This window comes from Streptococcus oralis subsp. dentisani (assembly GCF_007475365.1).
GTDB lineage: Bacteria > Bacillota > Bacilli > Lactobacillales > Streptococcaceae > Streptococcus > Streptococcus mitis_AX.
In genome coordinates, this window is the sequence record NZ_CP034442.1 from 264,241 (window position 1) to 290,100 (window position 25,860).

33 protein-coding genes and 1 pseudogene are annotated in these 25,860 nt (G+C 39.8%); 24 read left to right on the plus strand and 10 right to left on the minus strand.

Going from position 1 to position 25,860, the window contains the following annotated elements:
- Positions 1–6 precede the first annotated feature (6 nt).
- Positions 7–1,353 (minus strand): NADP-specific glutamate dehydrogenase, encoded by a 1,347-nt coding sequence (gdhA, locus tag EJF26_RS01400; protein WP_000199571.1) that lies wholly within the window; start codon positions 1,351–1,353, stop codon positions 7–9.
- Positions 1,354–1,557: 204 nt separating this feature from the next.
- Between gdhA and EJF26_RS01405 the strand changes: the two genes are divergently transcribed.
- From EJF26_RS01405 to EJF26_RS01435, 7 genes are all read left to right on the plus strand, one after another.
- On the plus strand, positions 1,558–2,493 hold the full coding sequence (locus tag EJF26_RS01405; protein WP_000255188.1) for a dihydroorotate oxidase: 936 nt from the start codon (positions 1,558–1,560) through the stop codon (positions 2,491–2,493).
- A gap of 32 nt (positions 2,494–2,525) precedes the next feature.
- The gene (gene holA / locus EJF26_RS01410; protein ID WP_000879625.1) at positions 2,526–3,563 is read left to right on the plus strand and encodes a DNA polymerase III subunit delta; all 1,038 of its coding nucleotides are present in this window, start codon (positions 2,526–2,528) and stop codon (positions 3,561–3,563) included.
- Positions 3,564–3,632: 69 nt separating this feature from the next.
- Positions 3,633–4,238, plus strand: a complete 606-nt coding sequence (gene sodA / locus EJF26_RS01415; protein WP_000974735.1) for a superoxide dismutase SodA — start codon at positions 3,633–3,635, stop codon at positions 4,236–4,238.
- Between the two features lie 153 nt (positions 4,239–4,391).
- Positions 4,392–4,922 carry a YutD family protein gene (locus EJF26_RS01420; RefSeq protein WP_001224368.1) on the plus strand — a complete coding sequence of 177 codons (531 nt, stop codon included), beginning with the start codon at positions 4,392–4,394 and terminating at the stop codon, positions 4,920–4,922.
- 20 nt (positions 4,923–4,942) lie between these two features.
- A complete protein-coding gene (rlmN, locus tag EJF26_RS01425) occupies positions 4,943–6,028 on the plus strand; it encodes a dual-specificity RNA methyltransferase RlmN (protein WP_000804769.1) in 1,086 nt (361 codons plus the stop codon).
- A 1-nt stretch (position 6,029) separates the two neighbouring features.
- On the plus strand, positions 6,030–6,509 hold the full coding sequence (locus tag EJF26_RS01430; protein WP_000163101.1) for a VanZ family protein: 480 nt from the start codon (positions 6,030–6,032) through the stop codon (positions 6,507–6,509).
- A gap of 1 nt (position 6,510) precedes the next feature.
- Entirely contained in the window at positions 6,511–8,052 is a 1,542-nt protein-coding gene (locus tag EJF26_RS01435; RefSeq protein WP_000025364.1) for an ABC-F family ATP-binding cassette domain-containing protein, read from the plus strand.
- Between the two features lie 42 nt (positions 8,053–8,094).
- Here the strand turns inward: EJF26_RS01435 and EJF26_RS01440 are convergent, their stop codons facing one another.
- The 5 genes from EJF26_RS01440 to EJF26_RS01460 all read right to left on the minus strand — a co-directional run bounded on the left by EJF26_RS01440 (position 8,095) and on the right by EJF26_RS01460 (position 10,449).
- Positions 8,095–8,334, minus strand: coding sequence for a zinc-ribbon domain-containing protein (locus tag EJF26_RS01440; protein WP_000600214.1), 240 nt, complete (start codon positions 8,332–8,334; stop codon positions 8,095–8,097).
- Positions 8,335–8,361: 27 nt separating this feature from the next.
- Complete coding sequence (locus EJF26_RS01445) at positions 8,362–9,168, minus strand: peptidylprolyl isomerase (RefSeq protein ID WP_000731939.1); 807 nt, start codon at positions 9,166–9,168, stop codon at positions 8,362–8,364.
- A 108-nt stretch (positions 9,169–9,276) separates the two neighbouring features.
- On the minus strand, positions 9,277–9,549 hold the full coding sequence (locus EJF26_RS09740; RefSeq protein ID WP_004246172.1) for a hypothetical protein: 273 nt from the start codon (positions 9,547–9,549) through the stop codon (positions 9,277–9,279).
- 76 nt (positions 9,550–9,625) lie between these two features.
- Positions 9,626–9,850 carry a helix-turn-helix transcriptional regulator gene (locus EJF26_RS01455; protein WP_000159795.1) on the minus strand — a complete coding sequence of 75 codons (225 nt, stop codon included), beginning with the start codon at positions 9,848–9,850 and terminating at the stop codon, positions 9,626–9,628.
- A 2-nt stretch (positions 9,851–9,852) separates the two neighbouring features.
- Positions 9,853–10,449 (minus strand): hypothetical protein, encoded by a 597-nt coding sequence (locus tag EJF26_RS01460; RefSeq protein WP_000749564.1) that lies wholly within the window; start codon positions 10,447–10,449, stop codon positions 9,853–9,855.
- Between the two features lie 524 nt (positions 10,450–10,973).
- Here EJF26_RS01460 and EJF26_RS01465 point away from each other — a divergent pair.
- The 3 genes from EJF26_RS01465 to EJF26_RS10460 all read left to right on the plus strand — a co-directional run bounded on the left by EJF26_RS01465 (position 10,974) and on the right by EJF26_RS10460 (position 12,916).
- The gene (locus tag EJF26_RS01465) at positions 10,974–11,588 is read left to right on the plus strand and encodes a CadD family cadmium resistance transporter (RefSeq protein WP_000615745.1); all 615 of its coding nucleotides are present in this window, start codon (positions 10,974–10,976) and stop codon (positions 11,586–11,588) included.
- 11 nt (positions 11,589–11,599) lie between these two features.
- A complete protein-coding gene (gene cadX, locus EJF26_RS01470) occupies positions 11,600–11,938 on the plus strand; it encodes a Cd(II)/Zn(II)-sensing metalloregulatory transcriptional regulator CadX (RefSeq protein ID WP_000711081.1) in 339 nt (112 codons plus the stop codon).
- Positions 11,939–12,334: 396 nt separating this feature from the next.
- Complete coding sequence (locus EJF26_RS10460; RefSeq protein ID WP_000711074.1) at positions 12,335–12,916, plus strand: TMEM175 family protein; 582 nt, start codon at positions 12,335–12,337, stop codon at positions 12,914–12,916.
- A 368-nt stretch (positions 12,917–13,284) separates the two neighbouring features.
- On the opposite strand, the pseudogene EJF26_RS01490 reads toward EJF26_RS10460, so the two are convergent.
- A pseudogene (locus tag EJF26_RS01490) lies at positions 13,285–13,473 on the minus strand (hypothetical protein).
- A 177-nt stretch (positions 13,474–13,650) separates the two neighbouring features.
- On the opposite strand from EJF26_RS01490, the gene rpsP reads away from it, so the two are divergent.
- From rpsP to EJF26_RS01540, 10 genes are all read left to right on the plus strand, one after another.
- Positions 13,651–13,923 (plus strand): 30S ribosomal protein S16, encoded by a 273-nt coding sequence (rpsP, locus tag EJF26_RS01495; protein ID WP_000268760.1) that lies wholly within the window; start codon positions 13,651–13,653, stop codon positions 13,921–13,923.
- A gap of 19 nt (positions 13,924–13,942) precedes the next feature.
- On the plus strand, positions 13,943–14,182 hold the full coding sequence (kphA, locus tag EJF26_RS01500; protein WP_000379617.1) for an RNA-binding protein KphA: 240 nt from the start codon (positions 13,943–13,945) through the stop codon (positions 14,180–14,182).
- 43 nt (positions 14,183–14,225) lie between these two features.
- A complete protein-coding gene (locus tag EJF26_RS01505) occupies positions 14,226–14,561 on the plus strand; it encodes a MazG nucleotide pyrophosphohydrolase domain-containing protein (RefSeq protein WP_004246501.1) in 336 nt (111 codons plus the stop codon).
- Positions 14,562–14,634: 73 nt separating this feature from the next.
- On the plus strand, positions 14,635–15,186 hold the full coding sequence (locus EJF26_RS01510) for a putative immunity protein (protein WP_001247194.1): 552 nt from the start codon (positions 14,635–14,637) through the stop codon (positions 15,184–15,186).
- 129 nt (positions 15,187–15,315) lie between these two features.
- Positions 15,316–16,218, plus strand: a complete 903-nt coding sequence (locus EJF26_RS01515) for a DMT family transporter (protein ID WP_001003367.1) — start codon at positions 15,316–15,318, stop codon at positions 16,216–16,218.
- 149 nt (positions 16,219–16,367) lie between these two features.
- The gene (locus EJF26_RS01520) at positions 16,368–17,225 is read left to right on the plus strand and encodes an alpha/beta fold hydrolase (RefSeq protein ID WP_000803905.1); all 858 of its coding nucleotides are present in this window, start codon (positions 16,368–16,370) and stop codon (positions 17,223–17,225) included.
- A gap of 98 nt (positions 17,226–17,323) precedes the next feature.
- Positions 17,324–18,112 (plus strand): alpha/beta hydrolase, encoded by a 789-nt coding sequence (locus tag EJF26_RS01525; RefSeq protein ID WP_000819212.1) that lies wholly within the window; start codon positions 17,324–17,326, stop codon positions 18,110–18,112.
- Positions 18,113–18,142: 30 nt separating this feature from the next.
- Positions 18,143–18,661: a ribosome maturation factor RimM gene (gene rimM / locus EJF26_RS01530; RefSeq protein WP_001105882.1), complete on the plus strand. Its 519-nt coding sequence runs from the start codon at positions 18,143–18,145 to the stop codon at positions 18,659–18,661.
- Positions 18,651–19,370 (plus strand): tRNA (guanosine(37)-N1)-methyltransferase TrmD, encoded by a 720-nt coding sequence (trmD, locus tag EJF26_RS01535; protein WP_004246690.1) that lies wholly within the window; start codon positions 18,651–18,653, stop codon positions 19,368–19,370. Before rimM ends, trmD begins: the two co-directional genes overlap by 11 nt.
- A gap of 11 nt (positions 19,371–19,381) precedes the next feature.
- Positions 19,382–19,720 carry an ATP cone domain-containing protein gene (locus tag EJF26_RS01540; RefSeq protein ID WP_001196053.1) on the plus strand — a complete coding sequence of 113 codons (339 nt, stop codon included), beginning with the start codon at positions 19,382–19,384 and terminating at the stop codon, positions 19,718–19,720.
- 25 nt (positions 19,721–19,745) lie between these two features.
- Here the strand turns inward: EJF26_RS01540 and EJF26_RS01545 are convergent, their stop codons facing one another.
- A complete protein-coding gene (locus tag EJF26_RS01545) occupies positions 19,746–20,066 on the minus strand; it encodes a hypothetical protein (RefSeq protein ID WP_025168938.1) in 321 nt (106 codons plus the stop codon).
- A 103-nt stretch (positions 20,067–20,169) separates the two neighbouring features.
- On the opposite strand from EJF26_RS01545, the gene EJF26_RS01550 reads away from it, so the two are divergent.
- Complete coding sequence (locus EJF26_RS01550; protein ID WP_000807436.1) at positions 20,170–20,388, plus strand: YdbC family protein; 219 nt, start codon at positions 20,170–20,172, stop codon at positions 20,386–20,388.
- A gap of 37 nt (positions 20,389–20,425) precedes the next feature.
- Here the strand turns inward: EJF26_RS01550 and EJF26_RS01555 are convergent, their stop codons facing one another.
- Both EJF26_RS01555 and gor read right to left on the minus strand, forming a co-directional pair.
- Entirely contained in the window at positions 20,426–20,962 is a 537-nt protein-coding gene (locus EJF26_RS01555) for a biotin transporter BioY (RefSeq protein ID WP_000709013.1), read from the minus strand.
- A gap of 143 nt (positions 20,963–21,105) precedes the next feature.
- A complete protein-coding gene (gene gor / locus EJF26_RS01560) occupies positions 21,106–22,452 on the minus strand; it encodes a glutathione-disulfide reductase (protein ID WP_001209553.1) in 1,347 nt (448 codons plus the stop codon).
- 267 nt (positions 22,453–22,719) lie between these two features.
- Between gor and EJF26_RS01565 the strand changes: the two genes are divergently transcribed.
- Genes EJF26_RS01565 through EJF26_RS01575 form a run of 3 tightly spaced genes read left to right on the plus strand, consistent with a single transcriptional unit; the run spans position 22,720 to position 25,820 of the window.
- On the plus strand, positions 22,720–23,874 hold the full coding sequence (locus EJF26_RS01565; protein WP_000677996.1) for an efflux RND transporter periplasmic adaptor subunit: 1,155 nt from the start codon (positions 22,720–22,722) through the stop codon (positions 23,872–23,874).
- On the plus strand, positions 23,858–24,559 hold the full coding sequence (locus tag EJF26_RS01570) for an ABC transporter ATP-binding protein (protein WP_000811476.1): 702 nt from the start codon (positions 23,858–23,860) through the stop codon (positions 24,557–24,559). The genes EJF26_RS01565 and EJF26_RS01570 overlap by 17 nt, the downstream gene beginning before the upstream one ends.
- Before the next feature lies 1 nt (position 24,560).
- On the plus strand, positions 24,561–25,820 hold the full coding sequence (locus EJF26_RS01575) for an ABC transporter permease (protein WP_001180413.1): 1,260 nt from the start codon (positions 24,561–24,563) through the stop codon (positions 25,818–25,820).
- Positions 25,821–25,860: the final 40 nt, after the last annotated feature.

Sequence of the window (25,860 nt, forward strand, 5' to 3'; positions counted from 1 at the left end):
TATTTCTTAGACAATACCTTGTGCAATCATAGCGTTTGCTACATTTTCAAAGGCAGCAATGTTAGCTCCTGCAAGGTAATCAGTACCAAGACCGTATGTTTCAGCAGTTGTTTTAGCTGTGTTGAAGATGTTGGTCATGATGTCTTTGAGACGGCCGTCAACTTCTTCACGTGTCCATGAAAGGCGAAGACTGTTTTGGCTCATTTCAAGCGCTGATACAGCTACACCACCAGCATTGGCAGCTTTGGCAGGTCCATAAAGGATTCCGTTTTCTTTGTAGACTTTAATCGCATCAAGGTCGCTCGGCATGTTGGCACCTTCTGATACGCAGATAACACCTTGAGCAACCAAACGTTTAGCAGCTTCACCGTTGATTTCGTTTTGAGTTGCACATGGAAGAGCGATATCGTAGTTGCCAGCGTAAGTCCATACAGAACCTTCATGGTAAGTAGCAGTTGGCTTTTCAGCTGCATACTCAGTCAAACGTGCACGACGGTTATTCTTCACATCTGCTAGAAGGTCGAAGTCGATACCATTTTCGTCGATGACATAACCGTTTGAGTCAGATACAGAGATGACAGTAGCGCCGAGTTCAGTTGCTTTTTGAAGAGCGTATTGGGCTACGTTACCAGAACCTGAAATAACCACTTTCTTACCAGCAAAACTGTTACCGTTAGCTTTGAGCATTTCTTCAGTGTAGTAAACCAAACCATAACCAGTTGCTTCTGGACGAATCAAGCTACCACCAAATCCAAGAGGTTTACCAGTCAAGACACCCGCATCAAATTGGTTAAGACGTTTGTATTGTCCGTAAAGGTAACCAATCTCACGTCCACCAACACCGATATCGCCAGCTGGGACGTCAAGTGATGGTCCAATGTATTTTTGCAATTCTGTCATAAAGCTTTGGCAGAAGCGCATCACTTCAGCATCAGTCTTCCCTTTAGGATCGAAGTCTGATCCCCCTTTACCTCCACCGATTGGAAGTCCAGTTAAGACGTTTTTAAAGATTTGTTCGAAGCCGAGGAATTTCAAGATCCCTTGGTTTACAGTTGGGTGGAAACGAAGTCCGCCTTTATATGGTCCAACAGCTGAGTTGAATTGAACACGGTAACCACGGTTCACTTGGACTTTTCCATCACGGTCAACCCAAGGAACACGGAAAGAAATCACGCGCTCAGGCTCAGTGATGCGTGCCAAGATGTTTTCTTCGATATACTCAGGGTGTTTTTCAAATACAGGCTCTAGGGTGCTGAAGAATTCTTCAACTGCCTGAAGAAATTCAGCCTCGTGCCCATTACGAGCTTTTACAGTTTCAAACACGCTTTGGATATATTCTTTAGCAGATGTCATATCGTTCTCCTTTTGTTGTTATATTTTATTACATGAGCCATTATAGCAGAATTTTTTTTGAGTGTAAAGAAAAAAACAGAAATTTTCTAAAAATTCTTTCAATTTATAAAACCGAACGTTTTATATAGAAATTAGTTTCTCAAAGAGAAAATCTTAAAGTATGGTATAATATTAGAAATAAAAGGAATCTGGAGGATCAGAATCATGGTATCAACGAAAACACAAATAGCTGGCTTTGAGTTTGACAATTGCTTGATGAATGCAGCGGGTGTGGCTTGTATGACGGTAGAGGAACTTGAAGGGGTCAAAAACTCAGCGGCGGGTACTTTTGTTACGAAGACTGCGACCTTGGACTTTCGTCAGGGCAATCCTGAGCCACGTTATCAGGATGTTCCACTTGGTTCTATCAACTCCATGGGATTACCAAATAATGGCTTAGACTACTATCTGGACTATCTTTTGGACTTGCAGGAAAAAGAGCCAAACCGTACTTTCTTCCTATCTTTAGTTGGCATGTCTCCAGAAGAAACACATGCCATCTTGAAAAAAGTTCAAGAGAGTGAATTCAAAGGACTGACAGAGCTTAATCTCTCTTGTCCAAACGTTCCAGGAAAACCTCAGATTGCCTATGATTTTGAGACAACAGACCGTATCTTGGCAGAAGTATTTACCTACTTTACCAAACCTCTTGGAATCAAATTGCCACCATATTTTGATATTGTTCACTTTGACCAAGCGGCTGCTATTTTCAACAAATATCCGCTCAAGTTTGTCAATTGTGTTAACTCTATCGGAAACGGCCTTTACATAGAAGACGAGTCTGTCGTCATTCGTCCTAAGAATGGTTTTGGTGGGATTGGTGGAGAGTATATCAAACCGACTGCTCTTGCTAATGTGCACGCCTTTTACCAACGCTTAAATCCGCAAATCCAAATCATCGGAACGGGTGGCGTTCTGACGGGTCGTGATGCCTTTGAACATATCCTCTGCGGTGCTAGTATGGTGCAAGTAGGAACGACGCTCCACAAAGAAGGCGTCGGTGCTTTTGAACGCATTACCAATGAACTAAAAGCAATCATGTCGGAAAAAGGGTATGAGAGATTAGAAGATTTCCGTGGGAAATTGCGCTATATTGGTTAAAGTTACTAAAAAATCAGAAGAAAGGAGAGAAGATGCTAGCCATAGAAGACAGTCAGAAGTTGACTTTATCAAATTTATCTAGCCTGAGCCTATTTACAGGGACAGATCAGGGCCAGTTTGAAGTTATGAAAGATCAGGTCCTGAAACAGATTAGCTATGATCCAGCTGACCTCAACTTTGCCTACTTTGACATGAAAGAAGTAGCCTATAAGGATTTAGAACTGGAGTTGGTCAGTCTCCCTTTCTTTGCGGATGAAAAAATCGTGATATTAGACCATTTTGTCGATATTACAACAGCTAAGAAACGTTTTTTAACAGATGATGAGCTCAAGTCATTTGAGGAATACCTTGACAATCCTTCACCAACGACTAAACTCTTGATTTTTGCAGAAGGAAAGTTGGATAGCAAAAGACGGCTGGTCAAACTGCTCAAACGAGATGCGACTGTCTTTGACGCTATTGAGGCTAAGGAGCAAGAACTGCGCCAGTATTTCCAAAAGTGGAGCCAGACACAAGGTCTGCAGTTTGTGGGGCAATCTTTTGAAAATCTACTTCTCAAATCTGGTTTTCAATTTAGTGAAATCCAGAAAAATCTCCTCTTTTTACAGTCTTATAAGTCAGACGGCATGATTGAGGAGAAGGACATTGTCGAGGCTATTCCAAAGACTCTGCGGGACAATATTTTTGATTTGACTCAGTTTATCTTGGGCAAAAAGATTGACCAGGCGCGTGACTTAGTTAGAGATTTGACCTTGCAAGGGGAAGACGAAATCAAGCTCATAGCTGTCATGTTAGGACAATTTCGTACCTTTACCCAAGTGAAGATTTTATCAGAGAGCGGTCAGACGGAATCACAGATTGCAAGCAGTCTGGGAACTTATTTGGGGCGCAATCCTAATCCTTATCAAATCAAGTTTGCATTGAGAGATTCGAGAGGGATTTCCTTGGGTTTTCTCAAGCGAGCGATTTCTTATTTGATTGAAACAGACTACCAGATTAAGACAGGTGTCTATGAAAAAGGGTACCTGTTTGAAAAGGTACTCTTGCAGATTGCGACAGAGGCGAATTGAGCAAAAAACTTGAAAAAAGTGAATGTTTGCGTTATCATTTTCATATAGAAAGAAAAAGAGGTATTACAGATGGCTATTATCTTACCAGACCTTCCATACGCATATGACGCTTTGGAACCTTACATCGATGCAGAAACAATGCACTTGCACCATGACAAACACCACCAAACTTATGTCAACAATGCTAATGCAGCTCTTGAAAAACACCCTGAAATCGGTGAAGACCTTGAAGCTTTGCTTGCTGATGTAGAATCTATCCCAGCTGATATCCGTCAAGCACTTATCAACAATGGTGGTGGGCACTTGAACCACGCTCTTTTCTGGGAATTGATGACTCCTGAAAAAACAGCTCCATCAGCAGAACTTGCAGCAGCAATCGACGCAACATTTGGTTCATTTGGAGAATTCCAAGCAGCCTTTACAGCAGCAGCTACAACTCGCTTCGGTTCTGGATGGGCATGGTTGGTTGTCAACAAAGAAGGGAAGCTTGAAGTAACTTCAACAGCAAACCAAGACACACCAATCTCAGAAGGTAAAAAACCAATCTTGGGCTTGGACGTTTGGGAACATGCTTACTACGTGAAATACCGCAACGTTCGTCCTGACTACATCAAAGCTTTCTTCTCAGTCATTAACTGGAACAAAGTAGATGAGCTTTACGCAGTAGCTAAATAAAAAATATGGAGGGAAGAGTCAATCTTCTCTTTTTGCTTTATAAGGCAGAAGTCTGACAAAATCGTCAGACTTTTTTCATTTTTATGAGAAACGTGCTAACTGCTAGAAATTATGGTAAAATAGAGTGTTAAGTAATCGTGGAAAAGGAAGACTATGCGTAAAGAAATTGCACCTGAATTATACAACTATAACAAGTTTCCTGGCCCAGAATTTCATGTAAATGGGGATAAGGTTGAGACTGAAGGAATTGCTTTTACCTTGGTTGAAAATATCAAGGATGCCTTCGATGTGACAGTCTTTAATCAACGCTTCTCAGAAGTGTTGACCAAGTTTGATTATGTCGTGGGGGACTGGAGCAATGAACAGCTTCGCCTACGTGGTTTTTACAAAGATGACCGAACAGAGGAAAAAATTGAAAAGATCAGTCGCTTACAAGATTATCTTTTGGAGTACTGTAGTTATGGTTGTGCTTATTTTGTCTTAGAAAACCAAGAACCTAAGCGGGCTTCATTTGACAAGAAAATGCGTAAAAAGGAAGAGGAAAACCTTCCTAGAAGAGGAAAGAAACCTTCGCAAAACAAGAGAAAATCAAATGCGGATAAGAGAAATAGACGTCGTCACAAGGACCAAAAGTCTCAGAAAGAGGATAAGGGACAGCGCCATTTTGTCATTCGTCAGAAATAGATAGAGAATAAGGAGAAGAGATGAAACCGTCCATTTACAGTTTAACACGTCAAACCATGCAAGAATGGGTATTAGAACAAGGAGAAAAGAAATTCCGGGCAGATCAGATCTGGGAATGGCTCTACCGTAAACGTGTCCAGTCATTTGAAGAAATGACCAACCTTTCCAAGGATTTGATTGTCAAGCTCAATGAGCAGTTTGTGGTAAATCCATTGAAACAACGTATCGTACAAGAGTCGGCTGACGGTACCGTTAAGTATCTTTTCGAGTTGCCAGATGGCATGTTGATTGAGACAGTACTCATGCGTCAACACTACGGTTTGTCAGTCTGTGTGACCACTCAGGTCGGTTGTAATATTGGTTGTACCTTCTGTGCGTCAGGCTTGATCAAGAAGCAACGTGACCTCAATAACGGGGAAATCGTAGCGCAGATCATGCTAGTTCAGAAATACTTTGATGAACGTGGTCAGGATGAACGTGTCAGCCATATCGTTGTTATGGGAATTGGTGAACCATTTGATAACTACAACAATGTTTTGAATTTTGTCCGTACCATCAATGATGACAAGGGGATGGCAATCGGTGCTCGTCACATCACGGTTTCAACCTCTGGTTTGGCCCATAAAATTCGTGACTTTGCTAATGAAGGCGTACAGGTCAATCTGGCTGTGTCTCTTCACGCACCCAATAATGAATTGCGCTCAAGCATCATGAAGATTAACCGTGCCTTTCCGATTGAAAAGCTCTTTGCAGCTATTGAGTATTATATCGAAACAACCAATCGCCGTGTGACCTTTGAATATATCATGCTCAATGAAGTCAACGACGGTGTTGAACAAGCCTTGGAGTTAGCTGAATTGCTCAAGAACATCAAGAAATTGTCTTATGTCAACTTGATTCCCTATAACCCAGTTAGTGAACATGACCAATATAGCCGTAGTCCTAAAGAACGCGTGATGGCCTTCTATGATACCCTCAAGAAAAAAGGGATTAACTGTGTTGTCCGTCAAGAGCATGGTACAGATATTGATGCAGCTTGTGGACAATTGCGCTCCAATACAATGAAACGTGATCGCCAGAAGGCAGTTGCAGCGGTAAATCCATAAAATGACTAAAAAAAGAGAATTAATCTTGAAATTGGGAGTGGCTGTTTATAGTCTATGCATTGTCTGTTTTTGTTTTACTCCCCAGCCTCAACTTCCTACAGGAGTGGAAACTCCAGGTATTCAAACTTTTGGACGCCTGGTTTTTCTTTTAACTCCCTTAAACTCCCTTTGGAATCTGGGTGAAGTGACCAGTTTGGGACAAGTCCTTTGGATCTTTTTGCAGAACATTTTGAATGTCTTCTTGCTTTTCCCACTGGTCTTTCAACTGATCTATCTCTGTCCAAATTTACGACAAACGAAAAAAATCCTCCTTCTCAGTTTTCTACTGAGCCTGGGGATCGAGTGTACGCAACTACTCTTAGACTTTTTCTTTGATTTTAATCGCGTCTTTGAAATTGATGATTTGTGGACCAATACCTTGGGAGGCTATCTGGCTTGGCTCCTCTATAAACTACTGCATAAAAACAAGATAAGGAATTAGAATGAGTATCTTAGAAGTTAAAAATCTGAGTCACGGTTTTGGTGACCGTGCAATTTTTGAAGATGTGTCCTTCCGTCTCCTCAAGGGAGAACATATCGGTTTAGTCGGTGCCAATGGCGAGGGGAAATCAACCTTTATGAGTATCGTGACTGGTAAAATGCTACCAGATGAAGGGAAGGTTGAGTGGTCTAAGTATGTGACCGCTGGCTATCTGGACCAGCACGCTGTGCTAAAAGAAGGCCAAACCGTACGTGATGTTCTCCGTACAGCCTTTGATGAGCTTTTTAAAGCAGAAGCTCGTATCAATGATCTTTATATGGAGATGGCTGAAGAGGGAGCAGATATCGATGCGCTGATGGAAGAAGTTGGCGAACTCCAAGACCGTTTGGAAAGTCGTGATTTCTATACCTTGGATGCCAGGATTGATGAAGTAGCGCGTGCTCTCGGTGTCATGGATTATGGTATGGATACAGATGTAACAGACTTGTCTGGTGGACAAAGAACCAAGGTACTCTTGGCTAAACTTCTCCTTGAAAAGCCAGATATCTTGTTGCTGGACGAGCCAACCAACTACTTGGATGCCGAACATATTGACTGGCTCAAACGCTATCTCCAAAACTATGAGAATGCCTTTGTCCTTATTTCGCACGATATTCCTTTCCTCAACGACGTGATCAATATTGTCTACCATGTGGAGAACCAACAATTGACTCGCTATTCTGGAGACTACTACCAGTTTCAAGAAGTCTATGCTATGAAGAAATCTCAGTTAGAGGCAGCCTACGAACGCCAACAGAAAGAGATTGCAGACCTTAAGGACTTTGTTGCCCGAAATAAAGCCCGTGTTGCTACACGAAACATGGCCATGTCCCGTCAGAAGAAATTGGATAAGATGGATATCATTGAACTTCAAAGTGAGAAGCCAAAACCATCCTTTGATTTCAAACCAGCTCGTACACCTGGGCGCTTTATCTTCCAAGCTAAGGACTTGCAGATTGGTTATGACCGTCCACTCACCAAACCCTTAAACCTTACCTTTGAACGAAATCAAAAGGTTGCCATTATCGGGGCAAATGGTATCGGGAAAACAACCCTCTTGAAGTCTCTCTTGGGGATAATTCCACCAATCGCTGGAGAAGTTGAACGTGGCGACTACCTTGAACTTGGCTACTTTGAGCAGGAAGTGGAGGGGGGCAATCGTCAGACACCTCTAGAAGCAGTCTGGAATGCCTTTCCAGCCCTCAACCAAGCAGAAGTTCGGGCTGCCCTTGCTCGCTGTGGCTTGACAACCAAGCATATCGAAAGTCAAATTCAGGTCCTATCAGGTGGGGAACAAGCCAAGGTGCGTTTCTGTCTCTTGATGAATCGTGAAAACAACGTTTTAGTACTTGACGAGCCGACCAACCACCTGGATGTGGATGCTAAGGACGAACTCAAACGGGCTCTTAAAGAATATAAAGGAAGTATCCTCATGGTCTGCCACGAGCCAGACTTCTATGAAGGCTGGATGAACCAAATCTGGGACTTTAACAAGCTAACTTAAAAGCGCTAAAAAAGCCAAGTCGAAATGACTTGGCTTTTTTGACTAGTAATTTAAATAGTTTTCAACTTCAGATTTCTCAATTTCTTTACCGTAGTGGCAAATCGGACAAGAAACGAAGTAACTTTTACCATAAGGGAAAAGTGGAATCCAGTAGAGGGTAAATTTGCGCCCTGTTTCAACAATTTCCCACGTGTCGACATTGTTACAGTGACCACATTCGATCGCAGTTTGCGTATGTCCCAAATCTTTCTGATAACCTTTAGAACCCCAAAATAAAATCATGTCATCGTCTCCTTATCTGTTGATGGCTTATTTTTTGCTGAAATCGTAATCTTTTACCACTTCGATACTATCGATAGTGATAGCAGTAGTTGGTTTGTCTTTTTCATCTTTTTCAGCCTTGGCAATCTTGTCAACAATATCCATGCCGTCGATGACTTGGCCAAAGACTGGGTGTTTGCCGTCTAGACTTGGATTTCCACCTTCTTTATAGGCTTCGATGATTTTCTTTGGATACTTGCTTGTAGGGAGTTTAGCAGAGATATCTGTAGAGTTTTGGTTGATGAAGAACTGGCTACCGTTGGTATTTGGTTGACCAGTATTAGCCATAGCAAGGGCACCGCGGATATTGTATAGGTAAGGAGAGATTTCATTTTTGAAACCAGTTCCCTTGTCCTTCGTTTTATCCTTATCATGCCAGATAGATTGGCCCCCTGTACCATCTCCCTTAGGATCTCCAGTTTGGACCATAAAGCCATCGATGACACGGTGGAAGGTGATGCCGTTATAGTAGCCATCTTTAGCGTGAGTAAGGAAGTTTTCAACTGCTAGAGGAGCTAGTTTGGGGAAGAGTTTGATGCGAATATCACCCTGACTTGTGTGGAGAATGACTTCGGCTTCATCTTCAGCAACTTCCTTAGAAAGTTGAGGGAAGTTGGCATTTTCATTGGTTAAAGCGTCATTCAAATCTTTGGCAGCCTGAGCAGCTGCTTTAGAACTTTCTTCAGCTGAGATACTAGAGTCAACATAGTCATCGCCATGCAGACTGCGTTGGATACTAGTACATCCAGCAAGGGCTACAGTTGATAGTAAAAGAAGGGTTGCTAGTTTTTTCATTGTTTTCCTCTCAAAAATTCATTTCTATCATTGTACCCTAAAAGGAAGTGGATTTCAAATATTTGTGACAAGGTAGTTTAAGAGGAAGCCGACCAGAAAGTCGCTTGATTAGAGATTTTTCTTTGGATGACGGTCGATAATGTCCTGGTACTGTTCCAGTATCTGCTCTCCCTTTGGAGTCAATTTGTAACCACGAATTGAAAAGTAACTTGCTAATTCTTCTTCTGAAAAGTTGTCACGAAGGGATTGGTCCAAATCTGGAGCCCTCATCTTAGACAGTCCTGTCATTCCCTTGCTTTTCAGAATATTCTTTTTTGTGGTGGCATTTAGATGGTTAAGTGAATCAAAAGCTGTCTTAATGACAGCATAACCTTTTTCCACAGAGTTTTTAGATGCTTTGGGGTATCAATATCATAAGTGTACTCAAAGTATTTAGGAAACCAGGTCTCGAAAAGAATTATGCTTCCTCTTTCTGTCTGAGTTCAAAGAGGTCTTCTACTTTCAGATTAAAAACTTGAGCAATTTTAAGAGCCATTTCCAGCGAAGGATTGTAACGGTTATTTTCCAAGTGCAGAATTGTCTCGCGTCGCATGCCGATGAGGTCGGCTAACTCCTTCTGGGTCATGCCTGTGGACTCACGAACAGATTTGAGATTAGTAATAATCTTGCTTTCTTTGGTCATGCTTATCCTCTCCGTTCTAAGATAAGATAGACAACCGCAAATATGCAAATCAAGGCAGCTATGCTAATAAAGATTTGGCCCATGTAAAGAGTGAGAGACCCCATATACCCAATGATAACTGCTAGGATCATCAGTGCGCCTAGTATAAAAACAAACATCAAGCTAGCTGCCTTGGCTAAATTAGCATAAAAGCGTTCGTCCGGAGTTTCCTTGACATTTTTCAAACAGACAAAACCAAATACAATCACTTCAATAACGAGGCCAATTCCCAAAATCCATTCTTTAATACCAGGACTTTCGCTTGGGGTCGCAACCCAAATCCCTACTGTATAAAAAATGCTTGCTGCAAACAAAAGTATCGTGTAAAGCTTAGCAGACAAGTCAAAAATAATCTTTCCCTTACCTTTCTGACTCTTATGAGGCCATGGTTTCATATGTAGCCAGCCCCAAATAGCTACAATCTGCCCTAACACTGAAATACCAGCAATAACTAACTTGGGTCCCCAACTAAGATTAGAACCAAATAAAACAGTAAAATCAATAAAGAGAGCTGCGGAAATCATTGTAATGAGGCCACCCGTTTTTTGACTTTTTTTCATGATAGACTCCTTTCCTTATGTTAGAAATATTTAACAATCTTTATGTTATAAATATATCACACTTCAATTTGGAAAGCAAGAATTTATGTGTCAATGAGACAATTATTTGAAAAAATTTTTTAATAAAAGCCTTCGCTAGTCAAACAACTAAAGAATTCTTTGAAGCAATGCATCGGATTTGGTTTGAATAGTTTCGTTAATAATATTTGATGATAAAGAATTTTTGGAAAATCTAGATACTGTATGAATCCCTACTTTTTTCTTAGACTATTATAAAGTCTGTCAGAATAAGCTTTGTAGGTGTAGAAGTTAATTTTTACAGAAGTGAAGTAAGCATTCAATACGAATCAATACATAAGAAAAACTCTGATTTCAAGCGTTTTTTCTTTTTTCAATTTTAATACATTTCACTATATTTCAGTCCAATCTCTACCTTCTTATCTATACTTTGATGGAGCTGAAGTTGACATCTACAAAGTTTAATGTTAAAATTCATTCAAAAATATATTTGAATGGGGTGTTTTATGATTCAAAATGTTGTTACTTCAATAATCCTGTATTCTGGGACAGCCGTAGACTTACTTATTATCCTAATGTTATTTTTTGCCAAAAGAAAAAGCAGAAAAGACATCATTAACATCTATTTAGGACAATTTCTAGGCTCTGTTAGTCTAATATTGCTAAGTTTACTTTTTGCATTTGTCTTAAATTATATTCCTAGTAAAGAGATTTTAGGTTTGCTCGGTTTGATTCCAATTTTCCTAGGGCTCAAAGTTTTGCTTTTAGGAGATTCTGATGGAGAAGCTATTGCAAAAGATGGTTTGCGCAAAGATAATAAAAACCTGATTTTTCTAGTCGCTATGATTACTTTTGCAAGTTGTGGTGCTGACAATATTGGTGTTTTTGTCCCATATTTTATTACCTTAAATTTAGCGAATTTGATAGTGGCTTTACTTACCTTTCTAGTCATGATTTATCTCTTGGTTTTTTCTGCCCAAAAATTGGCACAAGTCCCTTCTGTTGGAGAAACTTTGGAAAAATATAGCAGATGGTTTATTGCCGTTGTTTATTTAGGATTGGGGATGTATATTCTGATTGAAAACAACAGCTTTGACATGCTAAGGACTGTGTTCGGCTAGGAGAAAAAATTATGAAAAAAGATAGTATCTGCCAAGTGAATATTATAAATCAACAAAATGTTACAACCGCAACGAACTACCTTGAAAAGGAAAAAGTCCAAAAATCACTTCGCATTTTATCAAAATTTACCGATAATAAACAGATAAATATCATCTTTTATCTCCTTGCCGTCGAAGAACTCTGTGTCTGCGATATAGCCTGTTTACTAAATCTCAGTATGGCATCTGCCTCCCACCATCTTCGTAAACTAGCCAATCAAAACATCTTGGACTCTAGAAGAGAGGGGAAAATTATATATTATTTTATAAAAGATGAGGAAATCAGAGATTTTTTTAATCAACTAGGATAACAACTATTTTTACTACTTTTCCATGATTATAGGGGATTATATATGAAATTTTTTGATGAAAATTTCCCATAAGAAATACCTACTCGTATCAAATGTTTAAGAAAAAAGTATAATTTAAAGCAAATCGACCTAGGTAATGCAGCTCAAGTTAGCCAAGTTGAAAAGGGAGGAATTTGAAAGAAAATGTATCTTTGATAGTAGTCATTTATTGTGAAATATGATATATTTATTAATTAGATGGATGAATATTTCTAAAGTTAAATAAAATATGACAGATACATGTTTTTTAGTGTATCTTGTTTGTACTCAAAGTATGAAATGAATATCTAATATTTAAGATTAATAAATATTATACGATGAGATAGAATGCTACAAAATGAAAGGTGATGTAATCTGATGAAGAAAGATAGATTAATTGCATTGACAGATGCGGTTCTAGCAATTATAATGACTATCCTAATCTTAGAATTAGAAAAACCAACGACACCAAGTCTTCAAGCTTTTTGGGATTTACGGCAAAATTTCTTTGCTTATTTTCTTTCCTTTTTCTGGTTAGGATCGTTATGGATGGCACTAAACACACTATGGGAAAAGGTTGAGAAAATTTCCCCACAAATTGTTTGGTGGAATTTGTTTCTTTTATTTTTTGTTTCATTTATGCCCTATGCTACTGGAATCGTTAGTAGTCATTTCATGAACCATACGGCACAGCTCTTTTATGGACTGATCGTTATTGTTTCAACGGTAGCAAACTGGTTTTTACATAAAGTAATTGATAAACCCAATATAGATCAGAAAGAATTACTTGAAGCTACCGCACAATATAGAAAGTTATTGATACCTGACCTAATAATTAAAGGAGTGGGATTGATTCTATCCTTAATTCTCTATCCTCCGATTATGATGTATAGTGTTTTAATTGCGGCATTTTACATCATAACTTTAAAAACACTATCTGAAAAAAGAGTGAATAACTAAAAAACGGTGACCAAAGTTAGGTGTATTATTTTAATGATTACAGACCTAAACTATTCCCCTATTTAGAATCTATTAATTCATATTTTATAAATTAATTAGTAGATATCGTTCTTAAAATCCTTGATATTTCGCTGTTTTTAGTCCAACTGAAACGCATACTTTCCAAACCAGATTTTAAGAAAGCTCGTAAAGCTAGGTAGTTTTCTAAACGTTAAAAACTAGCTACAATACAGCATTTACAACACTTCATGGTTCACACCATTTAATTGAAAGTTATTTAAATTAGATGAAAATTTGTTTTCTGAAAAAGTGGGAAAACATTGATTTTAAGCGAATTTTGAATCATATTCGAATGGGAGTTTTTAAAATCATGTTTCGGTTGTAAAAGTGCCAAAGTTGATTCTCCATAGGAGAATGATATCTCCTGCTAGTAAATCATCTGCTAATAGGTCCATGTGTCATTTAGGAACGGGCTTGAGATTTAGTAGCCAAGCTTCGACATCACGATTAAGAGAGATATAGGGCTTGACAGGGTAGTTATCAAAAGTAGTATTCATAAATTTTTTCTTTCTAATTTATCTCTATTAGTCTAATAAATTTCTAAAAAATTTAAAAATTTTTAACTCTGTCAAGTTTTTTTCTTGACACCTCTCGAAAATCTGTTATAATAGAACATGTGCTAAATAGCTTAGCTATTTCACCGAAATAAAAAATAAGAAAAGAGACATTAAAAAATGGCAGTTAAAATCCGTTTGACTCGTATGGGTTCTAAGAAAAAACCTTTCTACCGTATCAACGTAGCAGACTCACGTTCACCACGTGACGGACGTTTCATCGAAACAGTTGGAACTTACAACCCACTTGTTGCTGAAAACCAAGTGACTTTGAAAGAAGACCGCGTTCTTGCATGGTTGGCTGATGGAGCTCAACCTTCAGATACAGTTCGCAACATCCTTTCAAAAGAAGGCGTATTGAAAAAATTCCACGATTCTAAATTCTCAAAATAAGTTTAAAGTAGGTTGACAGATGGATACGATTGAAAATCTCATTATTGCGATTGTGAAACCTTTGATTTCACAACCTGATGCCTTAACTATCAAGATTGAAGACACACCAGAGTTTTTGGAGTATCACTTGGATCTTGACCAAAGCGATGTCGGTCGTGTTATCGGTCGTAAGGGTCGCACTATCTCAGCGATAAGAACGATTGTCTACTCTGTCCCAACTGAAGACAAAAAAGTAAGAATCGTTATCGATGAAAAATAAAAAAAGCGGGACAGATGTCTCGCTTTTTTGTGAGGAAGAGAAGATGAAGGATTTAACGTTTAGACAATTACAAGCTTACTTACTAGATCATTACCAGCAATCTCGAACTGAGGAAGGCCTCTTTATCAAGTTAGTGGAGGAAGTCGGAGAAGTAGCCGAGGTCTTGAATGGGCGCTCTGGTCGAAAAGAGGGTGTCCAGGACTCAAATGAAGAACTAGCCAAAGAACTGGCTGATATCATTCACTACACTGTCGCAATTGCGACCATCAACGATATTGACCTAACCAAAACCATCTTTGAGAAAGATAAGAAGGCTGCCATTAAGTATCAGCATGAACGAGATTTGGAAGAATTTTTGGATAACTTCCAAGAGAACTAGGAGTAATCTCTTTTCACTAATATGAAAGGTTTCTCCTAGCTTACGCTAGATAGTAAGAAAGAATGAGAAAGCAATGAGACCAGAGGATTATGCATGGAATGAGTTTGAACGAACTGCCTATAAGACTAAAATGAATCACTTACCCAGTCCTTACAAAGTTGCCATTTGGGACGACTCTGAGAAAAGATTGGAACTAGAACAAATACTGGATAGACTTCCTCAGAAAGAACTAGCTCGATGGGCATTAGAGAACTCGCGAGATTTCTTATCTTTAATTGATATCGGTGATGAAGGTGAGAAAAATAAAATAATTCGGCAAGCTTATGAGGCTTTTGATGAGCGATTAAGAAATGAGATTTCACCTTATGAGCTGAGAAAGGTAGGTTTCACAGCAAATCTCCTCTCTAAAAATGCCCAAAATCAAATCGCTAAGTACGCTGCCAGAGTCTTTGTACAAGCTATTTCAACAGCCCATATGAGAGGACACGCCATCGTTTCCGCGGATTATGCTATCAAAGTAAGGAATCTCCAAGAGGCAGACAAGTTAGAACTTGTGAGACAAGAACGAGAAAAGCAGATCAGACTGGCTGAATCCTTTTTAGCTAATGTAATAGATAAACGGTGAAAGAAGGCATAAAATACTAATCCTAGAAATAGCATCTAGGATTTTACTATGCTAAAATGGATAGACAGTCTCAAAGAATTCTAGTCAATTAATCTTGAGAATAGCTATTTTTAAAGGGAGTAACAATCTATGAACGAGAAAACAAAAGCATACCTAGCTGCTTTATCCTTTTCAGCCATCATTGGTTTTTCTTTTTTATTTACTAAGATTGCTTTAGGCTATGCCAGTCCTCTCACAAACTTAGCACATCGCTATACAATCGCTGCTTTGGTATTGGTCATCCTTCATCAAACAAAACTTATCAATGTGAGTTTAAGTAGAAAAGATATTCTTTCAATTCTGCCTATGAGTCTTTTCTATCCACTCCTCTTCTTTATTTTCCAATCCTTTGCTTTACAGTATATATCGTCTTCTGAAGCGGGAATTTTACAAGCGCTTGTCCCGATTTTTACTCTCCTTTTAGCATCAGTCTTTCTCAAGGAAAAGACAAGCTTGCTACAAAAGTTCTTTTTAATTTTATCCGTAGCAGGAGTAGTTTTCATCTTCCTTAGCAAAGGAGCAAACTTTAGCACTGAAACTGCTAGTTTGGGCTTTCTCTTGATGTTGGGATCTGTTCTCGCCAATGCGATAAACAATATTCTCAGCAAGGCTAAAGGAGGCCGCTATCGGGCCATGGATATGACAGCTGTTGTGATATTTGTTGGCTTCGTCACCTTTAATACGCTGAGTCTGACCTCGCACTATCTAGAGGGGAACATATTAGCCTACGTAGAGCCGCTTGGAAAGCTACCCTATCTGCTTTCCATCCTCTATTTGGGAATTCTAGCCTCTATCGTGACTGGTAGTCTATCTATCTATGCTATTGTTCGACTTGGAGCATCAACCGTCAGTGTCTTTGGTAATCTTGGAACAGTTTTGACCATTCTAGCTGGGGCTCTTATCCTCCACGAACCGATTTATAGCTACCATGTCATCGGAGCAACTTTGATTATTGCTGGAATTTTAGGCATGAATCTGATGAGAAAAAAGTAAAGATTGCTTAGCAGTCTTTTTCTTTATCTATTTTGTACAGAAAATTCAAAATTTTTAATGAAATTAAGTTTAGAAAACCATGATTTTAATATAGCATGATAAAATAGATAAAAAGAATGATATTAGGATAAAGAGGAGAGAGTATAGAAATGAAGCCAAATGATATTGCTGAAGCTATTGCTTTTTATAACAGAGAACCCGAGATGTTGAAACGTCACGTTATAGCGGTCGTAGATTGTGATTTGGTTGTTTATCATCGTCCTGGAAACGCAAGTAAAGGACACATTATTTTTTATCATGGAGCTTGTGGACGTAGTCAGATGTGGGCCCACCAGTATGATGCTTTTGATGGATTTGACCTTTACTTTGTCAATGTTAGAGGGCAGGGTGAATCACCTATGAAAGTTGGCCTACCCGACCTGGAAGGCGCTGTTCAAGATGTAGATGCTATTTTGTCTTATTTCCGGCTAGATAAGGTGATATTGGTTGGTCATTCTTGGGGAGGAAATCCACTTCAAGAGTACACCTATCGCCATCCAGAAAGAGTCCTAGCCTTGGTCATGGTAGATAGTTGGGGACAGCATCGTTACCTATCAGATAAAGAAAGAGGTCGAATCAAATATAGTTCTCTTATGTACAAAACGATTCCTTGGAAGGTGATTGCTGATAAGAACTCAAAAATGTGTAGTGATAACCCTATCACAAGAGAATTGGTCAAGACGGCCATTATAGAAACTGGGCGAGATGTTTTCTTGAACCTTGGAATCACAGGTTTCTTGGCAGTCCATGAGATAGAAGGATATAAAGGAAATCCTCCCATGCTATTAGTAAGAGGAGAAAATGATTTTCCCAAACACCTAAAAATAATCTATGATGGTATCATTGCTCTAAATCCCAATGCGCATCAAGTAACGATTTCAGACAGCAAACACCAACCGATGAATGACCATCCTCAAGAGTTTAATCAGATAGTTGGTGATTTTTTTGAAGAGGTAGTAGCCTTGTAAGATAGGACCTATCCAACTTGTGAAAATCCCTGGAACGTGATAAAATAAAGGATAAGGGTTTTTAATAAATCATTGTTATAGAATGAGTGGATTTCTTTATGAAACGGTTTGAAGTAACTACAAAAATTGGCAGTCTCTCTGTTACTTATAAAAAGCAAAAGAAAGTGCTTGTTTGTTTAAATGGCGCAGGTTTGCTACCAAGTTATGAAAATTTTTCACTTATACTTGAAAAACTTCCTTCCACAATTGGTTATTTGACAATTGATTTTCCAAACACAGGTAGGAGTCCGATTCATGACCAATCTGGAAAAAATCTGGACAATCTTATAGACGCGGTTTATGAAGTACTTGAAGAATTGGCGATTTCTGAATATATACTTTGTGTACATAGTTTGAGTGGAATTTTAGCTTGCAAATTGCTCAACAAATCAATTAAGTGTCAGGCTTTACTAGCAATTGAACCAACAACTAAAAAAGTAATGTTTTCTGATTTTTCAGAAAATCCCTATCCAGAAATGGAAGAGCAGATGAGGTTGATTGACGAGTGTGGTCCTGAACTTTATTTTAAGAACTTAACTCAAGCAACATTTAGTCCTGAAACGAATAAAGAAATCTGGAAAATAATGCAAGAAAAAGGCTCAGAGTTGGAAAATCAAGATACAAAATTTCGAATATCTGGAGAGATTACTGAGGAAGATTTTGAGAATGTATCTATAGAAGCTCATGTCCCTGTATTTATTTTTTGTCAGGCTTATAGAGAAAAAGAGTACAGAGACTCAGAATATTGGACTTCCAATACTAAACTCATTTTGGGAGGGAATCACCACTATTTACAATGGTCAGAATCAGAAAAAATTGCGACTATTATTCGAGAATTGTCAGAATAAGATGGAAAGAAGGAGAGTGCAGGAGACAAGATGAACTACTTTAATGTTGGGAAAATCGTCAATACGCAGGGTCTGCAGGGTGAGATGCGAGTCTTGTCTGTGACGGATTTTGCTGAAGAACGTTTTAAAAAAGGGGCAGAACTGGCTTTATTTGATGAAAAAGATCAGTTTGTTCAAACAGTGACCATCGCTAACCACCGTAAGCATAAGAATTTTGACATTATCAAATTCAAAGACATGTACCATATCAATGCGATTGAGAAGTACAAGGGTTATAGTCTCAAGGTTGCTGAGGAAGATTTGAACGACTTAGATGATGGAGAATTCTATTATCACGAGATTATAGGTTTGGAAGTTTACGAGGGAGACAACTTGATTGGAACTATCAAGGAGATTCTGCAACCAGGTGCTAATGATGTCTGGGTGGTCAAGCGAAAAGGCAAGCGTGATTTGCTTTTACCTTACATTCCGCCAGTAGTTCTCAATGTTGATATTCCAAACAAGCGGGTCGAAGTGGAAATCTTAGAAGGACTAGATGATGAAGATTGATATTTTAACTCTCTTTCCTGAGATGTTTTCTCCGCTTGAGCACTCAATCGTTGGAAAGGCTCGAGAAAAAGGGCTCTTGGATATCCAGTACCATAATTTCAGAGAATACGCTGAAAAAGCTCGTCATGTTGATGATGAGCCCTACGGAGGCGGTCAGGGGATGTTGCTCCGAGCCCAACCCATTTTCGATGCCTTTGATGCTATTGAAAAGAAACATCCCCGCGTCATTCTTCTCGATCCTGCTGGAAAACAGTTTGATCAGGCTTATGCTGAGGATTTGGCCAAAGAAGAGGAACTGATCTTTATCTGCGGTCACTACGAAGGGTATGACGAGCGCATCAAGACCTTGGTAACCGATGAGATTTCTCTAGGAGACTATGTCTTGACTGGTGGTGAATTGGCGGCTATGACTATGATTGATGCGACTGTTCGCTTGATTCCTGAAGTGATTGGCAAGGAGTCTAGTCATCAGGACGATAGTTTTTCTTCGGGATTGCTCGAATATCCTCAATACACACGTCCTTATGACTATCGAGGCATGGTGGTTCCAGATGTGCTTATGAGTGGGCACCATGAGAAGATTCGCCAGTGGCGACTTTATGAGAGTTTAAAGAAAACCTACGAGCGCAGACCAGATTTGCTAGAAAACTATCAACTAACAGCAGAAGAAGAAAAAATGCTGGCTGAAATCAGAGAAAACAAAGAATAAAGGAGAACCTTATGCAAGTAATCAAACGTAATGGAGAAGTTGCAGACTTTGATCCAGATAAAATCTACCAAGCTGTTCTAAAAGCGGCTCAGACTGTTTATGTTTTGACAGATGACCTACGTCAAAACCTAGCTCAAGTCACTAAAAAAGTAGTCTTGGATTTGGAAGAAGCAAAAGTAGAACGTGCGACCATTAGCATGATCCAATCAATGGTTGAAAATCGTTTGTTGGGGGCAGGATATATCACCATCGCAGAACACTACATTTCTTACCGCTTACAACGCGATTTGGAGAGAAGTGGTTACGGAGACCATATCGCAGTCCACCTGCATTTTGAACAAATTCGTTAAGAAAAAGAGTGGGATGAAAAACATCTCACTCTTTCTTAAATCTATTTTTCTGAGCTGTTTGTACAGTTGAAGGGACGAAACGAAGTCTTTTGATATCAGTGATTCGGATGATACGTGTCACATTTTTTGTAAAATTTTTGACAATAATCTGCTGACGGCTGCTATCATATTTGATAATATCACCTGTAAAACTTGTCTCAGCAAGTATGACATGAACAGCCGTTTTTTTCTGGATGGCCTGTTCAATTGTAGCAATGAGGGAGTCGTTTTCAGAATAATCTTGTTCATCATGTCCACTGAGAAAGTCTTGTATCTTATCTAAGACTTGCTTGAATGTATATCTCATAGGCATCTCCCCTCTTATATAACCATATTATATAAAATTTTCCTAAAATCCACAAGATTTTACGAATAGACTAGAGAAAGCATATCACAAAAAGGAGTTAAAAATGGCAGAATTTACATTTGAAATCGAAGAACACTTACTGACCTTGTCTGAAAATGAAAAAGGATGGACAAAAGAACTAAATCGAGTCAGCTTTAATGGCGCACCAGCAAAGTTTGATATTCGGACTTGGAGCCCTGATCATACCAAAATGGGAAAAGGAATCACTCTTACAAATGAAGAATTTCAAGTAATGGTGGATGCTTTTAAAGGAAATCAATAAAAGGATATTGAGTTTTTGACTCAGTATCCTTTTTAGGTTAAATTGAGAAGTATGCTTGTCCCCTAAGTCGTTGTAATAGTAGGCGACCAATGAAACTAATCGCAATGATCTTACCAAGATCAGGGAGGATAAAAGGAAGGACACCAACAGCAAGTGCTTTGTCAAGTGGCATACCAGCAAGGAAGTGGAGGCTAAGAATACCTCCGACAAAGACAAGGGAATCGCCCAAGAGGTTGGCTAGGAAAATGCGGATATGGTCACTATTTTGATGGATGAGATAAGATGTAAGTCCTGCATAGACAAGGTCGAACCAGAGATAGCCTGCGCTTGGACCAACTAAAACGTGAAATCCAGCTCCTCCCCCTGCAAAGACAGGTAGACCAATGGCACCCAGCAGGAGATAGAGAGCAACAGATAGGACGGCTTCCCTTGGTCTAAAAACAGTTGCAATCAGACCGATCGCAAAGTTTTGTAGAGTGAAAGGGACAGGACCGATAGGGAGACTGATTTGAGCCAATACGGCGATGAGAGCAGCACCGATAGCAGGGATAGCATAGATATGAGCTTTTTTCAAAACTGTTAACCTCTTTTCAAAATTATAGTAACTATTATACTAATTCAGGAAGAAAAGTCAACCTGTTTTTGAAACCAAGGTAACAATTTTGTAACAGCCGATTTTGCATGTAAAAAGAGACCTCTTGAGGTCTCTTTCAACAATTAGCGCATGGTCACAAATTCTTCTGAAGCGGTTGGGTGGATAGCTACTGTAGCATCAAAGTCTGCCTTGGTTGCTCCCATCTTAATAGCAACAGCGAATCCTTGAATCATCTCATCCACTCCGTAACCAAGTCCGTGAAGTCCAACAACTTTTTCGTCAGCACCGGCGGTGATGAGTTTGAAGCGAGATTCTTGACGATGGTTTGTAACGGCTGAGTACATAGATGCAAAGCTTGACTTGTAGACTTTGATGTGATCTTGTCCGTATTCTTTGATGGCTTGATCCTCGGTCAAACCAACCGTTCCGATTGCTGGGTGTGAGAAGACAACAGTAGGGATAGTCGTGTAGTCCATCTTGGCATTTGTTTTGCCGTTGAAGAGGCGTTCAGATAGGGTACGTCCAGCCTTGATGGCTACTGGGGTTAGTTCCTTCTCACCAGTAACGTCTCCAAGGGCGTAAATACCATCTACAACTGTATTTTGATATTCATCCACTTGGATAAATCCACGTTCGTTAAGTGTAACGCCAGCATTTTCTAACTCAAGACCATCTACATTTGGACGGCGACCAGTAGCCCAGATAACTTGGCTGGCAGTGTGACTAGAACCGTCTTCAAAATGAATCGTTATGCCTTGCTCAGTTTCTTCGAGCTTGACGGGTACCTTATGCGTGTGCAAAGGTAGGCCTGTTTTTTCCATTTCATTGACAAGACCTTCCACGATGTAGCTGTCAAAACTACGCAAGGGACGATCACGACGGACAAACAAATCCGTTTTTACTCCTAGCGCGTGGAGAACACCAGCTAGCTCAACTGCAATATAGCCAGCGCCAAGAATCGCAACAGATTCAGGAAGTTGCTCCCAAGCAAAGACATCGTCTGAACTACCACCAAGTTCAGCTCCAGGAATAGTTGGGATGCTTGGACGAGCGCCAGTCGCAATCACGATATGCTTTGCACGAATCAATTCATCATTAACGCTGACGGTGTGGGCATCAACAAAATGAGCACGACCCTCAATCAAATCAACGCCGTTACGCTTGAAACTTCCATCATAAGATGAGCGAGCACGGTCGATGTAGGCTTCACGGTTTTGACGAAGTTTTGCGAAATCAAATTGAACATCTGAACTCGTAAACCCATAGTCAGGACCGTAGTGGTGGAAGCTTTCAGCGATTTGCGCTCCATACCACATGATTTTCTTAGGAACACAGCCAACGTTGACACAAGTTCCACCTAATTTTTTCTCCTCGATAACAGCTGCTTTAGCACCGTGTTCGCCAGCGCGGTTCATAGTGGCAATGCCACCGCTCCCTCCACCGATGGCGATGATATCATATTCTCTCATAGAAAACTCCTTATAGATTTGATAGTCATATTCTATCGTTTTTATTTTTTGAATGCAAAAATCTGCTACGCCCTAAAGAAATAGCAGAAATCACTTGCTAAATATAGAAATAAGGTGTATGATGTTACTAGTACAATTCTGCATAAATTAAATGAAAATAAGGCTCATTTCCTGAATTGTTCTCTTTTCTCTCTGAACAATCATTGTTTAGAGTAGGTAAATTTGCTATAATAGTCTTTGTATTGAAAATAAAATAGGAGTTTTGTGATGAAGGGGAATAAGAAAACTAAAAAATGGCAACTATACACAGCTATTGGTGCTGCAAGTATTATTATAACCAGTGCAGTGGGTATTTTGCTATTTAGACAGCCCTCTCAGGCTGCCGGTAAGGATGACACATCGCATCTCGTAGTCGCAAAGGAAGGAACAGTTGCCTCCTCTGTTCTTTTATCTGGTACCGTCACCGCAAAAAATGAACAATATGTTTATTTGGATGCAAGTAAGGGTGAGGTGGATGAAATCTTGGTTTCTGTTGGAGATAAGGTTGACAAAGGACAAGCACTCGTAAAATACAACAGCACAGAAGCGCAGTCTGCTTATGATGCAGCTAACCGTGCCATAGCCAAGGCTGATCGTCGTATCAATGACTTGAAGGAATCACGAAACAACACTCTAGCTGATTCGGAAGAATATGATGATGGAACGCAGGGTTCTTCTGTCTCTTCCATAGATTCTCAGATTAGTGATGCTCGTGATAGTCGTGCTGATGCAGAGGCGCAACTTAAAAAGGCGCAGGCCCAATTGGACGCAACAAAGGTTTTGAGTACACTAGAAGGTACAGTTGTAGAAGTTAATCGCAATGTATCGAAGTCCACAACTGCTGCAAATCAAGTGATGGTTCATGTAGTAAGTAACGACAATCTACAAGTCAAGGGAGAACTTTCTGAGTACAATCTTGCCAACCTTTCTGTTGGCCAAGAAGTGACCTTTTCTTCCAAGGTTTACCAAGATAAAACTTGGACAGGGAAGATCAGCTTTATTTCAGCTTACCCTAAAAATAGTGGAGAAGGAACGAATGCTATAACTGGGGGGAATACTGGTTCTAAATATCCTTATACGATTGAAGTAACGAGTGAGATTGGTGATTTGAGACCAGGTTTTACCGTTAGTGTTGAGGTTAAAAGTGACAAGAAATCAATCCTCGTACCCTTAACCAGTGTCATTACTGAAGACGGGAAAAACTATGTTTGGGTGGTTGACGAAGAGAATAAGGCTAAGAAAATCGAAGTTAGCCTAGGAAATGCTGACGCAGAAAACCAAGAGATCACATCTGGTTTGACAGACGGAACCAAAGTCATCAGTAATCCAACGACTTCCTTGGAAGAAGGAAAAGAGGTGAGGGCTGATGAAACAACTAATTAGTCTTAAAAACATCTGCCGGAGCTATCGAAATGGTGAACAGGAACTGCAGGTCTTGAAAAATATTAATTTGGAGATTGGTGAAGGGGAATTTGTTGCCATTATGGGACCATCTGGTTCGGGTAAATCTACTCTGATGAATACCATCGGAATGCTGGACACCCCAACTAGCGGCGAATACTATCTAGAAGGTCAAGAAGTGGCCTGTCTAGGTGAAAAGCAGTTGGCACAGGTACGTAACCAACAAATTGGCTTTGTCTTTCAACAGTTCTTTCTTTTGTCAAAGATGGATGCTGTTCAAAATGTTGAGTTACCCTTGATTTATGCAGGAGTTCCAGCTGCCCAACGTCGCAAGTTGGCAGAGGAATATCTGAGTAAAGTAGAGTTGACTGATCGTATTCATCACCTTCCTTCGGAGTTGTCTGGCGGTCAAAAACAACGGGTGGCCATTGCGCGTGCTCTTGTTAACGATCCCTCAATCATCCTAGCTGATGAACCGACAGGTGCCTTGGATACGAAAACAGGAAGCCAAATCATGGAACTCTTGGTTGAGTTAAATGAAGAAGGCAAGACGATTATTATGGTAACGCACGAGCCCGAAATTGCAGCCTATGCAAAACGCCAGATTGTAATCCGTGATGGAGTTATTTCATCTGATAGCGCTCGTTTGGAAGGAAAGGAGAACTAAGATGCAAAATCTGAAATTTGCCTTTTCATCTATTATGGCACACAAGATGCGCTCCTTTTTGACCATGATTGGCATTATCATCGGAGTCTCTTCAGTAGTTGTCATCATGGCTTTAGGGGACTCTATGTCTCGTCAGGTCAATAAAAATATGACAAAATCTCAGAAAAATATTCAGGTATTTTTCTCACCAATTAAAAGTAAGGACGGTTCCTTTACACAAAAGCAATCTGCACTGACACTATCTGGTAAAGAAGAAGATGTTCACGTAGAACCACCTAAAACACAGGAATCGTGGGTTAAGGAAGCTGCCAAACTAAAAGGTGTAGATGGCTATTATGTGACTAATAGTACAAATGTTACTTTGACCTATAAGGATAAAAAGGTAGAGAGAGCAAGTCTAACAGGTGGAAATATGACTTATATGTCTGCTGTAGAAAATAAAATTATTGCAGGTAGGGATCTGAGAGAACAAGACTACCGAGATTTTGCAAGTGTGATTTTGCTAGATGAAGAACTCGCTAAAAGTCTTTTTGACTCGCCTCAGGCAGCACTCAATCAAATCATTTCAGCCAATGGATATAGCTATCGTGTGGTTGGTGTTTACTCTAGTCCTGCTGTTAAGAGTGCTAAGATGTTTGGTGTAGGTGGCTTACCAATTACAACCAATGCTTCTGTAGCAGCTAATTTTAATGTAGAGGAAATTTCTAATATTGTCTTTCGTGTGAATGATACGAGTCTAACTCCGACTTTGGGGCCAGAACTCGCACGCAAGATGACAGAAATTGCAGGAGTACAGCAGGGAGAATATCAGGTTGTAGACGAAACCGCCGCTTTTGCAGAGGTTCAGCAAATCTTTGGTTTTATGACCGCTATTATTAGTGCTATCGCAGGAATCTCTCTCTTTGTGGGAGGGACTGGAGTTATGAATATCATGCTGGTTTCTGTAACGGAGCGTACTCGTGAGATTGGTCTTCGTAAAGCATTGGGAGCTACACGGGCTAATATCTTGGTACAGTTTTTGATTGAGTCCATGATCTTAACCTTGCTAGGTGGAGTCATCGGCCTAGTAAGTGCGGCGGGTTTGACCACGCTAGCAGGTGTTTTGTTAAAAAATATGATGGAAGGAATAGAAATTGGTGTCTCGCTACCGATTGCTCTCTTTAGCTTGGCTGTTTCGGCCAGCGTTGGTATGATCTTTGGGGTCTTACCAGCCAATAAAGCGTCTAAGCTTGATCCAATTGAAGCCCTTCGCTATGAATAAGATAAACAAGATGGACACTTGTCTATCTTGTTTTTGTATG